At 33.6% G+C, this 15,579-nt stretch carries 14 protein-coding genes; 9 read left to right on the top strand and 5 right to left on the bottom strand.

Going from position 1 to position 15,579, the window contains the following annotated elements; translation table 11 throughout:
* The first annotated feature begins 228 nt into the window (after positions 1 to 228).
* Positions 229 to 1,776 (top strand): SDR family NAD(P)-dependent oxidoreductase, encoded by a 1,548-nt coding sequence (locus ACUN3A_RS03915; RefSeq protein WP_445552808.1) that lies wholly within the window; start codon positions 229 to 231, stop codon positions 1,774 to 1,776.
* Between the two features lie 346 nt (positions 1,777 to 2,122).
* On the opposite strand, the gene ACUN3A_RS03910 is transcribed toward ACUN3A_RS03915, so the two are convergent.
* The 4 genes from ACUN3A_RS03910 to ACUN3A_RS03895 all read right to left on the bottom strand — a co-directional run bounded on the left by ACUN3A_RS03910 (position 2,123) and on the right by ACUN3A_RS03895 (position 6,417).
* Entirely contained in the window at positions 2,123 to 2,476 is a 354-nt protein-coding gene (locus ACUN3A_RS03910) for a lysozyme inhibitor LprI family protein (protein ID WP_445550043.1), read from the bottom strand.
* 81 nt (positions 2,477 to 2,557) lie between these two features.
* Positions 2,558 to 3,358, bottom strand: coding sequence for a hypothetical protein (locus tag ACUN3A_RS03905; RefSeq protein WP_445550042.1), 801 nt, complete (start codon positions 3,356 to 3,358; stop codon positions 2,558 to 2,560).
* 152 nt (positions 3,359 to 3,510) lie between these two features.
* A complete protein-coding gene (locus ACUN3A_RS03900) occupies positions 3,511 to 5,373 on the bottom strand; it encodes an ABC-F family ATP-binding cassette domain-containing protein (RefSeq protein ID WP_445550041.1) in 1,863 nt (620 codons plus the stop codon).
* Between the two features lie 279 nt (positions 5,374 to 5,652).
* The gene (locus ACUN3A_RS03895; protein ID WP_445550040.1) at positions 5,653 to 6,417 is read right to left on the bottom strand and encodes an XRE family transcriptional regulator; all 765 of its coding nucleotides are present in this window, start codon (positions 6,415 to 6,417) and stop codon (positions 5,653 to 5,655) included.
* Between the two features lie 127 nt (positions 6,418 to 6,544).
* Between ACUN3A_RS03895 and ACUN3A_RS03890 the strand changes: the two genes are divergently transcribed.
* Both ACUN3A_RS03890 and ACUN3A_RS03885 read left to right on the top strand, forming a co-directional pair.
* Positions 6,545 to 7,933 (top strand): exonuclease domain-containing protein, encoded by a 1,389-nt coding sequence (locus tag ACUN3A_RS03890; RefSeq protein WP_445550039.1) that lies wholly within the window; start codon positions 6,545 to 6,547, stop codon positions 7,931 to 7,933.
* Between the two features lie 11 nt (positions 7,934 to 7,944).
* Positions 7,945 to 8,565 (top strand): alpha-ketoglutarate-dependent dioxygenase AlkB family protein, encoded by a 621-nt coding sequence (locus ACUN3A_RS03885; protein ID WP_445550038.1) that lies wholly within the window; start codon positions 7,945 to 7,947, stop codon positions 8,563 to 8,565.
* Here ACUN3A_RS03885 and ACUN3A_RS03880 read toward each other — a convergent pair.
* Positions 8,562 to 9,503, bottom strand: coding sequence for a T9SS C-terminal target domain-containing protein (locus ACUN3A_RS03880; RefSeq protein ID WP_445550037.1), 942 nt, complete (start codon positions 9,501 to 9,503; stop codon positions 8,562 to 8,564). The genes ACUN3A_RS03885 and ACUN3A_RS03880 overlap by 4 nt on opposite strands.
* Positions 9,504 to 9,788: 285 nt before the next feature.
* On the opposite strand from ACUN3A_RS03880, the gene ACUN3A_RS03875 reads away from it, so the two are divergent.
* From ACUN3A_RS03875 to ACUN3A_RS03850, 6 genes are all read left to right on the top strand, one after another.
* Entirely contained in the window at positions 9,789 to 10,979 is a 1,191-nt protein-coding gene (locus ACUN3A_RS03875; protein WP_445550036.1) for a BamA/TamA family outer membrane protein, read from the top strand.
* A gap of 102 nt (positions 10,980 to 11,081) precedes the next feature.
* On the top strand, positions 11,082 to 12,245 hold the full coding sequence (locus tag ACUN3A_RS03870; protein ID WP_445550035.1) for a glycosyltransferase family 2 protein: 1,164 nt from the start codon (positions 11,082 to 11,084) through the stop codon (positions 12,243 to 12,245).
* A gap of 82 nt (positions 12,246 to 12,327) precedes the next feature.
* A complete protein-coding gene (locus tag ACUN3A_RS03865; RefSeq protein ID WP_445550034.1) occupies positions 12,328 to 13,647 on the top strand; it encodes a dihydrolipoamide acetyltransferase family protein in 1,320 nt (439 codons plus the stop codon).
* Positions 13,648 to 13,780: 133 nt separating this feature from the next.
* A complete protein-coding gene (locus ACUN3A_RS03860; protein ID WP_445550033.1) occupies positions 13,781 to 14,551 on the top strand; it encodes an exonuclease domain-containing protein in 771 nt (256 codons plus the stop codon).
* Positions 14,552 to 14,616: 65 nt separating this feature from the next.
* On the top strand, positions 14,617 to 15,228 hold the full coding sequence (locus ACUN3A_RS03855; RefSeq protein WP_445550032.1) for a fumarylacetoacetate hydrolase family protein: 612 nt from the start codon (positions 14,617 to 14,619) through the stop codon (positions 15,226 to 15,228).
* Positions 15,228 to 15,572, top strand: a complete 345-nt coding sequence (locus ACUN3A_RS03850; protein WP_445550031.1) for an Hpt domain-containing protein — start codon at positions 15,228 to 15,230, stop codon at positions 15,570 to 15,572. The genes ACUN3A_RS03855 and ACUN3A_RS03850 overlap by 1 nt, the downstream gene beginning before the upstream one ends.
* Positions 15,573 to 15,579: the final 7 nt, after the last annotated feature.

Here is a 15,579-nt window from a genome sequence, read left to right as displayed (position 1 = left end):
AATTATTTGGACTTTTAAAAAGAAGCCACGAAGATACGAAAAAGGCGTAATTCTCTTAATTGAATAATTTGCATAAATCTGCGTGAAAATATCAGCACACAGATTTTGCAGATTTGTACAGATTTTTTGAAGTCTGAATAATTTGGAGCAACTTATTACTATTCAGTTTAAACACTATATTTGCACCCTTGGTATTTTTGCTAATGAAAATACTTGTTTTTTATAATGATGATTAAAGAAAAAGAAAATAAAACCGCCATCACTTCGGGAGAAATTGACCGATGTATTGCTATTTTGGCGCAATTAAACACCGATACCGATCAAATTTTTGATATTCCAAAAGAACAACGAACAGCTTTAATTAAGGCTGCGGGTCAATTTTCACGCCCAGATCGTGATGAACTTGCTAAAAGAAAAAAAGACGGAAAGGCCGTTGCCAAGCGCAAACAGGAAAAGAAAGACAGAACTGCTCGTAAGGAAACCGGAATTCGTTCGGCGAGAGAAGCCAGTATTTTTGTTGCCCCAAAATTATTGGCAATGAATGATCTTTCTAATAAAGAACAACTGGAACTGGAAACGCCTAGAAAATGCTATGTATGTAAAACGGAGTTTACTAAAATGCATCATTTTTACGATACGATGTGTTCCGATTGTGGTGATTTTAATTATGCTAAACGTTTTCAAACTGCCGATGTAAAAGGACAAATTGCCGTGATTACAGGTTCTCGCCTAAAAATTGGCTACCATATCACTTTGATGCTTCTAAGGGGTGGGGCTACAGTAATTGCTACAACTCGTTTTCCTGTAGATTCGGCTTTGCGTTTTTCGAAGGAAGAGGGTTTTAATGAGTGGGGACACCGATTAAAAATTCACGGATTGGATTTGCGACATATTCCAAGTGTGGAGATTTTTTGCAATTTTATTGAGCAAAAATACGGTCGATTAGATATACTGATTAATAATGCTGCGCAAACGGTGAGAAGACCAGCAGGATTCTATACGCATTTGATGGAAAACGAAGAACTGCCAATACCTGCATTGCCACAACAAGCGCAAGAATTATTATTGGATCATACTAATTGTTTGGATGAATTAAAAGTATTGACTTCTGGAGCTTCTTCCAACCAGAATATGCCAGTAACTTGGCACGGACCCGAGCCTGGAATTGGTTTAAGGGCTTCCGCCAAATTATCGCAGATTCCATATTCTTTTGATAATGCATTGGTCGCACAAGAAGTTTTTCCGGAAGGAGAACTCGATGCCGATTTACAGCAAGTCGATTTGCGAAAAGTTAACAGCTGGCGATTGAAATTGGGACAAATTGAAACTACCGAGATGATTGAAGTGCAATTAGTGAATTCGGTAGCACCTTTTGTGTTGTGTAATCGGCTTTCGGAAGTGATGAAAAAAGACAATACAGGCAAAAAACATATTATTAATGTTTCAGCGATGGAAGGGAAATTTTACAGAGATTTTAAAGAAGATCGTCACCCGCATACCAATATGGCGAAAGCCGCCTTGAATATGCTTACACATACTGCCGCTGGAACTTTGGCTAAAGACGGGATTTTTATGAATGCCGTTGATACTGGTTGGGTAACCGATGAAGATCCGGCAGAATTAGCAAAAAGAAAACAAGAAGAACAAGATTTTCAGCCACCATTGGATATTGTTGATGGTGCTGCACGCGTTATGGATCCTTTGTTTGATGGTATTAATACTGGAAAACATTGGTGCGGAAAATTCTTGAAAGATTATAATCCAATTGCTTGGTAGTACTTATCATGTTTATAAATTGAAACCACAACAGAGTAAGACTTAGTTGTGGTTTTTGTTTATATATACGATTTGTATAGTTTATATATACACATCGTATAGAACAACTATGTATATCGTATAGTTTATATACACATATCGTATAGTAGAACTATATACATCATATAGAACAACTATATATATCGTATAGTAGAACTATGCAAATCATATAGTAGAACTATACAAATCGTATAGAATAACTATATACATCGTATAGAATAACTATACAAATTGTATACTTTTAAAACAAGAAACCACAACAAAGTAGACTTTGTTGTGGTTTTTTTTGTTCAAAGGAAATTAGTTTTTACCTATTTCTATCTTTTATACTTGCTTTAATTTCTGCAATTCTTTTCTCTGTTAATTCTTCTAAACAAGTGGAATAGATTAAAGGCTGAATACTTCCTCCTTCATATTGAGAGGCTTCAAATTTGCAGTGGGAATCACGAAATTTCACCCAATCTTTTTCAGCTTGAATTAATAATGTTTTTTCATTTTTATCCAAAATAGCCATCAGTTGCTTATAGACTTTATTCAGTTGGGTATCAGCTTTTTTATAATTGGCATTTGCTGTTGCGTTCATTTCTGCTTGTGTTTGGGCAAATGAATTGTTGCAAAAACATAATAAGAATAAAGCGATGAAATAATGTTTTTTTGTCATTTGGATAAAATTTTGGATATGAGATTAGAACGGTGTCGAAGACGTGAGGCTTCTCGGAGTTAGAAATTATCATATGTTTTTCTATTCTTTGATATATTTGTATTTGTATAACTCTAAATCTTTTTTTAATAAATTGATTTTTGCAAATCCTCCTGCTAGACCAAGATATACATATGTGTTCCCAATCGGGGTAATAGAAAATGGGCCTAAACCATACCAGAAAAGGTCTTTGAAAATCAATGTCTTTTCCATTTCTTTATTTATGGTATAAAAGCGATCAAATGTCGCAACAAAAATAGTGTCATCTATTGGATAAACAACTCTTGGAGCGTTGTCGAAATCTATTACTTTAGAAATTAAAAAAGAATCGTTTTGTTGTTCTATTTTATATAAAACTCCTTTATTTGTTCCCATATGTGCTAAAGCGTCCATGAAATAAAGGGAGCCATTAAATGAAAAAACAGACATAATATTACCCCCCATTATGCTTAGCGTACTCTTTGTTAATTTGTTTAAGCTGCTATCAGGGAACCATTTTGTATCCTTTAATTTTCTTTCAACTCCATTAACGGAAAAGCTTTTGTTAATGGTGTCATTAGGTTTGTAATATAATCCTCCACCCCATTCTCCTTTATCAATAGCTATGAGTTTTCCTTCGGGCAAAAGATATTCAAGGATTGGAGAATATGTTCTTTTGGTAACTTGAATATTATCATTATTTGCAATAATAGAAAAACATTTGTTTGAAGAATTTAAAATACGCCATTCGGTACTAAAAACTTTGGGAATTTCAGATTTCTCAAAGTCTTTTATTTCATAAGTTGTTTGGCTGAAACCTGAAAAAGTAAAGAGTAAATTAATTATAAGTAAAGTATTTCTCATAGTAAGTGATTTTAGTAAAGCAATCAACTTGATTTAAATAATTCTTTAAATATAGGATAAAAGTTATATAATTTAAAAATAAAAAAATCCCCAATACTTTCAGACTTTAAATCTAGAAGTATTAGGGATTATAATTATAAAAAAGCAAAGTCTTATCCTTCTAACTTCGCAGAAAGTTCAAACCATCTTTCCTCTTTGTTTTCCATTTTTTTGATGAGGTTTTCGAGTTCTTTGGCTTTCTTTTCAATATCAGCATCGGCTACTTTTCCATCGGCGAATAATTGCTCGATTTTAGATTTGTCTAGTTCCAAATCTTTGATTTCTTTCTCTATTTTCTGAAATTCTTTTTGCTCATTAAAAGTTAAATTTCCTGTTGGATTATTTTGCTTCCACTCTTTCTTTTCGGTTTTATTATCCTCTTTTTGGGCTACATCGTTACTGTCTTCATAAGCTCTAAAATCAGAATAATTTCCAGGGAAAGTTTCAATTTCACCTTGACCTCTAAAAACGAATAACTGATCCACGATTTTGTCCATAAAATAACGGTCGTGCGACACTACAACCAAACAACCTGGGTAATCCAAAAGGAAACTTTCCAACACGTTCAAAGTCACAATATCCAAATCATTCGTAGGCTCATCAAGAATCAGGAAGTTTGGATTCTGAATCAAAACAGTACATAAATACAAACGTTTTAATTCGCCACCGCTCAGTTTTTCAACAAAATCGTATTGTTTTTTAGCATCAAAAAGAAAACGCTCTAACAATTGAGAAGCCGAAATCATACGTCCTTTGGACAAAGGAATAAATTCACCGTATTCCTTAATAATATCAATCACACGCTGACCAGGTTTTGGGTTAATTCCAGTTTGAGTGTAATATCCAATTTTAATGGTTTCGCCTACAACTACTTTTCCGCCATCGAGAGGCAAAGCCCCAGTAAGTAAGTTTAAGAAAGTAGATTTCCCAGTTCCATTTTTACCAATAATTCCAATGCGTTCCCCACGTTGAAAATCATAGCTGAAGTTATCCAGAATTACATGATCTTTAAATTTTTTAGAAATCTTGTGAAGCTCAATAATTTTGCTTCCCATGCGTTCCATATTAATTTCGAGCTCTACGACATTTTCTTTACGACGGCTTTGAGCTTTTTCTTTAATGTCATAAAAATCATCCTGACGTGATTTAGATTTGGTCGTTCTCGCTTTTGGCTGGCGACGCATCCATTCTAATTCTTTTACAAATAAGTTTTGCGCTTTATCGACACTTGCGTTTTCAGAGGCGATACGCTCTTCTTTTTTCTCTAAATAATACGAGTAGTTACCTTTGTATTGGTATATTTTTCCGTTATCTAGTTCGATAATTTCATTACAAACACGTTCCAAAAAGAAACGGTCGTGCGTTACCATAAACAACGTGATATTTTCTTTGGCAAAATAACTCTCCAACCATTCGATCATTTCCAAATCCAAGTGATTCGTTGGTTCATCCAGAATCAATAAATCGGGACGGTTAATCAAAATTATGGCAAGAGACAACCTTTTTTTCTGTCCACCCGAAAGGCTTTTTACTTTCAGTTTGAAGTCTTCTAACTTCAATTTGAACAAAATTTGTTTGTATTGTGTTTCAAAATCCCAAGCATTATGTTGGTCCATTCCGTCAAAAGCTTTTTGGTACGCTTCCTCGTCTTCTGGATTTTCTAATGCTTTTTCATACGCTTCAATTACTTTCAGGCTTTCGTTATCAGATGCAAAAATGCTTTCCTCAATCGTTAATTCATCTTGCAATTTATTGTCTTGTGACAAAAATGCCATTCGGATGCTTTTTCTAAGCACGACTTGTCCACTATCTGGCTCGTCATACCCATTGATGATGCTCATAATGGTGGTTTTTCCCGAACCATTTTTGGCGATAAAAGCGATTTTTTGATCTTTGTTGATTCCAAACGAAATGTCTTTAAAGAGTGTTCGTTCTCCAAAAGATTTTGATATATTTTCTACTGAAAGGTAATTCATGCTTGTAATTGATTGTATTTGCTGAGTTTTTTATTTCTTTTTGAGGCGTAGTCTCTAATAGTTAGGTCTCAAAAAAACTAGCGCAAAGGTAGTTTATTATTATGAAGGTTGAAATTATTTAGACGAAGTGCTTTTTCTGATTCATTTGATTTGAATTGTCTTCTCTATTTTTTTAATTAAGAAGAGTGTCTAATATAAGTTTTGTTCCTTTTATATATTAAGTCTGGTAAAAAGGATGTTGTTTTAATTGTTAGACAATTGAAATATTTGAGTAAATTATTATTGTTTCTGTTTTATTTCCTTAATATCTCTTTTCAGCTCAAGGAACATTTCTTTCACAGTATCAGATTCTGATAGTAAAGTTTTAGTATCATCCCTTCCAATATGACATACATATTCCCAAATTTCCAAAATATCAGAAAGTTTGATTTCGTAGGGACTGTAAATAATATTATCAGCAACTACAGTCAGTGAATTGTCATTTTTATTACCGAGTCGTTTATAGGTTATGCCTTCGCTGGAAGTAATGAATATGTATGTTTTATTCTGCTTTATCTCCCCCAGATTATCCACATATTTCCCAACTACAAACGATTGATTGGTGTGTGGTGGCATAGAATCGCCATTAATAGGGAAAGCTCTCATTTTGCCCAAACCTAAAAACGGCAGTGCTATTTGCTGCAGGTTTTCGATGTATTCAGCATCGGCGTAGCCACTTAAATAGCCCGCTTGCGCTTTGTGTGGAATAATTTCGATGAGGTTGTTGCCATCTTGATCAACAGTTATGGGTAAAACAATTCGGTTGTCATCTAATTGCATCAAATTTTCAATGGAGATTTTCCGTAAATCAACCGTCAAAAGCAAATCGATACTGATATGATAATAACGCGAAATAATCACAAGCGTTTCGGCTGGTGGTGTGTTTTTACCATATTCATATTTCTTATAGCGATCGAGAGGCAAAGTCATTCCGCCTGCCACTTCTTGTTGAGACAAATTACGCTTGCTTCGGAGCCATTTAAGATTGTCAGAAATATACAACATACGTTAAAGGGATTTTAAGTCACTACAAATATATGCTTTATAGTGATTTAACGTCCTATTTTTGTAAAGTATTTTAAAGGTAAGATAATAGGTTAGTTACAAGAACAATAGTCACGTTAGATACTTTATGAAAAAGCAGGAATACGCCATAGTAGATATAGAAACTACAGGAGGCAATGCCAAAGGGAGTCGCATTACAGAAATAGCCATTGTTATTCATGACGGGACAAAGGTAATTGACCGTTGGGAAACGCTTGTAAATCCTCAAAAGGAAATACCACTTCCTATTTTTGCGCTAACAGGGATTGATAATAATATGGTGCGCAATGCTCCCATTTTTGATGATGTTTCCGAAAAAGTCTTGGAGATGCTAACTGACTGTATTTTTGTGGCACATAATGTTAATTTTGATTATTCCTTTGTTCGCCATCAATTAGAAGAAGCTGGATTTAAATGGACGGCAAGAAAACTATGTACGGTTCGTGCCACAAGAAAAATTAAGCCAGGACTAAGTTCGTACAGCTTAGGGAATCTTTGTAATTCGTTAGAAATAAATTTAGAGAATCGACATCGTGCTGGCGGTGATGCCGATGCGACCGCTATATTATTTTCCAAATTGCTAGAATGGGACACAGATGGTGAGATGGATAAAATGATTAAAAAAACAGCACAGGATCAGCAGTTGCCTCCCAATTTACCTCCTCAGGACTTTGAGCAATTGCCTGAAAAAATAGGGGTGTATTATTTTTATAATCAATTGAAACAAGTAATCTATGTTGGAAAAGCGGTTAACTTAAAAAAGCGTGTTGCTTCTCATTTTAGCGGTCATAACGTGAATGCGCAAAGGCAGAATTTCTTAAAAGATATTTACGGAATTTCCTTTGAAGTTTGTGGTACTGAATTGATGGCGCTTCTGTTGGAATGTGATGAGATTAAGAGGCTGTGGCCAATGCATAACAGGGCATTAAAACGCTTTGAATCCAAATTCGGATTGTATGAATATGAAGCCCGAAATGGATATAAGTATTTGGCAATTGGGAAACTAACCAAGTTTCAAAATTGTATTCAGGAATTTAATAGCCAGTATGATGGGATAACGGTTTTGCAAAACCTTGCCCAACAGTTTAAAATAGATCATAGATTCTGTCAATACGGAATGTCAATAGTTGGAGAATTTTTCCAAAAAAATAATTCTGAAAATTTACCTGATGTTGATTGTCACAACGGACAAATAGAAAATGCTATTGCCTTTTTGTTAGACAATAGACCCAATTTTGTTATTATAGATAAAGGTATAGCTATAGAAGAACGCAGTTGTATTTGGGTAGAGAATGGACACTTTTATGGAATGGGGTATATTCCATCAGATGTTGGGTTTACAGAACTTTCGGAGATAAAAGATTGCGTCACACCTTACCGAAGCAATCAATATAGTATGCATCTCATTTATGCGTATGCAGAGAAATATCCCGGAAAAGTGAAACGTTTCGAAACTAAAGAAATAGCAACAATATAATTTAATAGTTTATGATTCTCTTTGAAGATACCGAAATGTTCTCATCAGGTACAGCTGGTAAAAAAATATTTGATGTACCCGATGCCGATTTGATGCTGATTGACAGTTTCTTTACTAAAGAAGAGTCAGATTACTATTATAATATTTTATTGAATAATACAGAGTGGCGCGAATATGATATGCCTATGTATGACAAAATCGTTACAGCGCCCAGAATGATTGCTTGGTATGATGATAGAGATAGTACTTTAGGTAAATCTAATTGGCCAAAGGAATTAAGAACTATTAAAACCAGAGTAGAGAATGAAACTCCAATAAAATTCAATGCTGTTTTACTAAACTTATATAGAAATGGCAAAGATGGAGTTTCCTGGCATAGCGACAAAACACAAAGCGAGAATAAAGATATGAATATTGCATCGGTTACATTTGGCGAAACCCGAATGTTTCGATTGCGTCATAAATTGCTAAAGCAGTTGCCACAAATAGAAATTCCATTACATCATGGTTCTTTTTTATTAATGGCAGGAAAAACAAATAGTTTTTGGGAACATCAAGTTCCTAAAACCGCCAGAGACGTACTCCCGAGAATTAATCTCACGTTTAGGCAGGTGAAAAGTATTCTTGTTTAAGGTTTTAAATAAGGGCTCAAATCGATAGTGTGAATTTGTTGAGGTGTATTAACAAAAGGTTTTCTTGCTGTTGCTTCATTGGTAATATAAAATAATTTACCATCTTTTGTTGCAATTGCTTCGATTTGATGAAATGGGAGTGCAATTTTAATTTTACGGCTGATACACGAGCCAAAATCATTGTTTTTGTAGTCATACAATAAAACCAAAAAAGGCTGAAGCAATTTAGAATACCCGCACAAAACAATACCTTTTTGTGAGGGCAAAGTAGTTGCACCAGTTATTAACCCATCTACATCGAGCGTTTTTTTGAAATGGGCAGTATAGGTGCCTGGCGTTTTTGGCAAGGAATAAATATTGCTTTTCTGAGATGTCCATTGTTTGTTAAATAAAAAAATACTATCGTGTTGTACTACAAAAGCTTCACAATCAAAATCGGTTGTATGAGGTTTTTTTGGAGAAAAATCCGTCTGATTGGGATAAGAAAAAGCAATTGTATCAATGATAGGATTGGTTGTGTAAAATGACTTTTTTTGAATTCTTAATATTCTTAAATTCTTTCTATCACCCCTATAATTGTTTCCAAAGTCACCGATGTAGAGATAAGTACTGTCTTGAGCGACATCTTCCCAATCATTGCATTTCAGTTTTTGGAAGTTGATTTTTTTCTTGATTTTTCCTTCCAAATCCAATCCGTAAAAGGTGGTTTCAGCGTGGTCATTGTGCGTCCATAATAAATTATCAAAAGAAATCAAACCTGAGGTTTCTGATATTGAATCACTAAGTTTTGCAGTAAATTTAGGTTTTACTTTTGCGGAAGCATACACACATTGGCAGTTATTTTTAGTTGCTTTTGGATTAAAATTGGAAGCTAACTTATCAGTACAGCCTGAAATTTGGCTATAGGAAGTTGTTGTAATAAGAAAAAAAAGTGTCAAAAATTTGCCCATTTCATTGTTCAGATAAAAATCAATAGCAAGATATCAAACATAGTTAAGGTTTTAGAATATTTGTTGTCTAAAAGTTTTTTTAATTTTTTATTATCTTTGAAAGACTAACAGAAAATGAACAATAGCGTATTCAGGAATTCTAAAAATTATCATATAAAAAATCTGTAATCTTAGTAATAACAGATTGATAAAGAGATTTGTGGTGATTTTATGAATTTAGATTTTTTTAAATCGTGAATTTGTGACAATCTTTTTCAATACTAAATAAAATCTATGAGTTTCATTAAACATAATTTACTTCTGTTAATCGTTTTGGTTTCTTCATTTTCTTCCTTTTCACAGAAAATAGATTTTAGAAGTGATAGCTTGGATATGAAACATATTCTGAAAAGTATTTTTATAAAAAATGATACTACGAAGAAAAAAGAACCAAGCAAAATTGCATTTTCGTTGATGCCAGCTCCCGATATGAAAAGCTCCGAGGGCGGACTTGTGGTTTCATTTGTGACCACTTTCTATTTGGACAAGAATCATGAAAACACTAAAATGTCCGAAGTATATTTTACGCCAACGACCAGTTTTACGGGACAGTATTCCTTTCCTATCCAGTCCTATATTTATACCAAAGACAACAAATATAATTTTATTGGGGACTACAGGTATATGATTTATCCTCAGTTTACATACGGTTTAGGCGGAAACAGTTCAAAAGAACCACAATCCGAAGTTCATTATCAGCAAATTCGGTTTTATCAATTTGCGACTCGAAAAATAAAAGGGGATTTTGGTTTGGGATTAGGTTTTCAATTAGATAACTATCAAGATATTTCTGAAGATTCAAAAATTTCGGAACCAACCGATTTTAATAAATATCAGCAAGGGGATTACTCTAACGAACTCTCGTCAGGAATCGCTTTTCAGGCTTTGTACGATTCCAGAAAAAATATTTTGAATCCCAAACAAGGTTATTATTTTGAAGCAGATTATAGAATTAACAGTAGTTTTTTTGGTAGTGACACTAATTGGGAATCGATATATATTGACGCCAGAAAGTATATTTCTTTCAGTGATACCCGTCATAAAGTTTTGGCTATGAGAGTGTTTTATTGGTCAGTTTTTGACGGGAAGCCCCATTACTTGGATTTACCAAGCGTTGGTTGGGATCGCTACGGAAAAACAGGTAGAGGATTTACCCGAAACCGTTACCGCAGTAATTCCTTGCTGTACACGGAAGCAGAATATCGCACCGATATTACCAAAAACGGTTTTCTTGGAGCTGTTTTCTATGGCAATCTTTCTTCGGTATCCAATTTAGATACCTACCATTTCGATAATTGGACTCCAGCAGTGGGAACAGGATTAAGAATAAAATGGAATAAAGTCAACGATTGTAATTTAGTATTGGATTATGGTATCAGTAAAGACGATTGGACTTTCAGAGTAGCCCTTTCAGAGAATTTTTAATTGCAAGAATGAAAGGAGAAATTATTTTTTACTATTTAAAAATGTAATGAACACAAAGCTTGCGAATTTTGAATTTTAAGTCTTAAAATATATCTTTGAAAAATGCAATTATCTGTTATTATTCTCAATTATAATGTCCGCTATTTTTTGGAACTCTGTGTACTAAGCGTAGAAAACGCTTTAAAAAACATAGATTCTGAAATCATTGTTGTAGACAATAACTCCCAAGACGGTAGTTGTGAGATGATAAAAACGCGTTTTCCGAATGTAAAACTCATTCAGAATAATCAAAATTCAGGTTTTCCAAAAGGTAATAATATAGGAGTTGCTGAAGCCAAAGGAGAATATCTTTGCATTTTAAATCCAGATACGGTCGTTGCAGAAGATACTTTCGAAAAAGTATTAGCATTTGCTAAGAATAAAAATGACTTAGGTATTGTAGGGGTTAAACTTGTTGATGGAACAGGTAATTTTCTTCCTGAAAGTAAAAGAGGAATTCCAACGCCTTGGGTTGCTTTTACCAAAATCATGAGTTTGTATAAAATATTTCCAAAATCCAATCTCTTTAATAATTATTATGCTCAGCATTTATCTGAAAACCAAACAGGTAAAGTGGAGATATTGGTTGGAGCTTTTATGTTTTTAAAAAAGGAGCTTTATCAGGAAGTAGGTGGTTTTGACGAAGATTGTTTTATGTATTCAGACGATATTGATTTGTCTTATATGGTATTACAAAAGGGAAAAAGCAATTATTATTTTCATGAAACTACTGTTATACATTATAAAGGAGAGAGTACCAATAAAGATGCTGTTTATATGAAGCGATTTCAAGAGGCGATGGAATTTTTCTATAAAAAACACTTTCAGGTTTCTTTTCTTTTTTCAGTATTTATGAAAATTGGAATTGTTTTTTTTTCGATGCTAAAAAGAGTTCAAGGTCGAGCTAAAACCAAAATTCCTCCAGAAAATTATTTGTTAGTATCTGCTTCAAAAACCTTGTCAGAAATAATAAGCTTGGTTGTTCAAAAAAAGGTAGATTTTCTAGATTGGGAAGCAGAAAAAGAGGTAAATTTGCTGTCAAATTCAATAAGAAACGGGTTACATATTATTTTAGATAATGAATTTGTTTCTTTTAAGGAATGTATAGCTATTCACGAAAGATGTAAAAACAAAGGAGTTTTCTTTAGAATAATACCCAAAAATGCAAATTTTAGTATTGGAAGCGATTCTCCTAACGATAGAGGGGAAATTGTGAAATTAAAATAAAATTATATTTAATGTAATTTTTATTTTTAAAATTAATTAATTTCGCAAAATTAAAACCGAAATAATCTTTTAGATTAACAATATGGCAAGATTTGAATTAAAGCTTCCGAAAATGGGAGAAAGTGTTGCGGAAGCAACCATTACAAATTGGTTAAAAGAAGTTGGCGACAAAATAGAGGCGGATGAAGCTGTTTTGGAAATCGCGACTGATAAAGTTGATTCAGAGGTTCCATCGGAGATTGCAGGTATACTTGTTGAGAAATTATTTGGTAAAGATGATTTGATTCAAGTAGGGGAGACTATTGCTATTATTGAAACTGAAAGTGATAATGTTGAGACTCCGATTCAAGATATTCCAGAAGCAATTGTTGAAGAGATTGAAAAAACGATTGAGGTTGCCAAAGAAACAGTTGCGGCTCCAGTTAGTTTTTTTGAAAGCGATAAATTCTTTTCACCATTAGTTAAAAATATTGCAAAAGAAGAAGGGATTTCCTTGGCTGAGTTAGAAAGTATTGCTGGTTCAGGAAAAGAGGGTCGTGTTACTAAAGATGATATTTTAAATTACATACAAAATAGAGGTGTTCAATCAACGGCTATTTCGGTAAAACCAAAAACTGTTGATACTATTGAAGTAGTTGTAGATTCGGCAAAAAGTAATCCAGTACAAACGGTTTCGTCGGTTTCGGTAAACGGAGGTGATGAGATTATAGAAATGGATAGAATGCGCAAGCTGATTTCTGGATATATGATGGCTTCGATCCAGACTTCTGCACATGTTCAATCGTTTATCGAAGTAGATGTAACTAATATTGTAAAATGGAGAGATAAAGTTAAAACCGCTTTCGAAAAAAGAGAAGGGGAGAAATTGACTTTTACTCCAATTTTTATGGAAGCCGTTGCAAAAGCTTTAAGGGATTATCCAGGTATGAATATATCGGTACAAGGCGATTTTATCATAAAAAAGAAAGATATCAATTTAGGAATGGCGGCAGCTTTGCCTAATGGTAATTTAATCGTTCCAGTTATTAGAAATGCAGATCAATTGAACTTGGTTGGTATGGCTAAGGCGGTAAATGATTTAGGAAACCGTGCTAAATTAGGTAAATTAAAACCAGACGACACGCAAGGAGGTACATATACGGTTACTAATGTAGGGACTTTTGGCAGTGTGTTCGGGACTCCAATCATTAATCAGCCACAAGTAGGAATATTAGCTTTAGGTGCTATCCGAAAAGTACCTGCGGTTATCGAAACTCCTGAAGGTGATTTTATAGGAATTCGCCAAAGAATGTTCTTGTCGCATAGCTATGATCATCGTGTTGTAGATGGTGCTTTAGGAGGTAGTTTTGTAAAACGTGTAGCTGAATATCTCGAAGCATTTGATGTAAATAGAGATTATTAAATCAATATAAAATAAAAATAGACCCGGCATTAATTTATAAAATGTCGGGTTTTTTTATTTTTATGGTTTTTAATGTTGACTTTAAAATGAAATCAAGCCCAAATTTTTATATTTGTGCAATTAAATACAAAAAATGGAACTCAAACTCAATAAACCAATTTGCTTTTTTGACCTTGAAACAACAGGAATAGATATTGGAAAAGACAGAATTGTAGAAATATCAGTTTTAAAAGTTTTTCCGAATGGAAATAAAGAAAGCAAAACTTGGCTGGTGAATCCAACGATTGCAATTCCGCCTTCATCAACTGCTATTCATGGAATAAGTGATGAGAAAGTAGCGGATGAACCAACGTTTAAGGAATTGGCTCCTCAAGTCTATAATATGATTAAGGATAGCGATTTGGCTGGATTTAATTCAGATCGCTTTGATATTCCATTACTTGCTGAAGAATTATTGCGTGCTGGAGTTGATTTTGATATGAAAAACAGAGTTTCTGTAGATGTACAGACTATTTTTCATAAAATGGAAGAGCGTACCTTAAGTGCTGCTTTGAAATTTTACTGTGGAAAAGGATTAGAAAATGCACATTCTGCAGAAGCGGATACGATGGCAACTTATGAAATTTTAATGGCGCAATTGGATCGTTATCCTGAATTGGAAAACGACATGAAAGCGTTGTCTGAGTTTACTACTAGAAAAAAAATAGCTGATTTTGCAGGAATGATTGCTTTTGATGCCGATGGAGAAGAGATTTTTAGCTTCGGGAAGCACAAAGGAGTCAAAGTGGATAAAATCTTAGAAACGGAACCAGGTTATTATAGTTGGATACAAAATGCAGATTTTCCTTTATATACGAAGAAGGTTTTAACAGCAATTAAATTAAGAAAATTAAATACGAAATAAGTTGATAGTTGTTTGTTGATAGTTCTTAACTAACAACCAGCAACCAACAACCAACAACTAGAAGTATGAAAATAATCTGTATCGGCAGAAATTATGCCAGTCATATTGAAGAATTAAAGAACGAAAGACCTTCGGAGCCTGTTGTATTTTTGAAACCAGACTCGGCAATTTTATTAAAACAGCATCCTTTTGTGATTCCTGAATTCTCTGAGGATGTTCATCATGAAATTGAGCTTATTGTTAAAATATCCAAAGTTGGAAAATATATAGAACCTAAATTCGCTCATAAATATTATGACGAAATAAGTGTAGGGATTGATTTTACAGCAAGAGATTTACAGGCTAAGTTAAAAGAAAAAGGACTTCCTTGGGAAAAAGCTAAGGCATTTGACGGGTCGGCTGTCATCGGTGAATTTTTGCCTAAAAGCCAATTTCTTTCATTAGAAAATGTTACTTTTGAATTAAAGAACAATAATATTACTGTACAAAAAGGAAATTCTAACAGAATGTTATGGAATATTGATGAGTTGGTGTCGTATGTTTCTCAATTTTTTACGTTAAAAATCGGGGATATTATTTTCACAGGAACACCTGAGGGAGTTGCGGCAATAAAATCAGATGATGTTTTGGAAGGATTTTTAGAAGGACAAAAACTATTTAGAATACAAGTAAAATAATGGCGATAAAATATAATTTGGCAAAAGTGTACGCACTTTCAGATAATGATCCGGAATTTGTAAATGAAGTTTTGAATTTATTTGTAACTGAAGTCCCTGCAGATTTGGCACAAATAGGAGAAGGAATAAAAGGTAAAGATTTTAAACATGCTTATGCTTTTGCACACAAATTAAAACCAACATTAGATTTGCTTGGTTTAAATGTGGCATTTGAAGAGATTTTACAGATAGAAGCTTGGACTAAAAGAGAAGGTAAAAAGAAAGAAATAATAGAAACATATAAAAGCGTTAAATCGCAGGTTAAAGATGCTATTAAAGAGATAAGAAAAGATTTTGATCTTTAATTTTTTG

Source organism: Flavobacterium sp. WC2509, from assembly GCF_052683105.1.
This window is presented reverse-complemented; position numbering and strand designations above follow the sequence as displayed.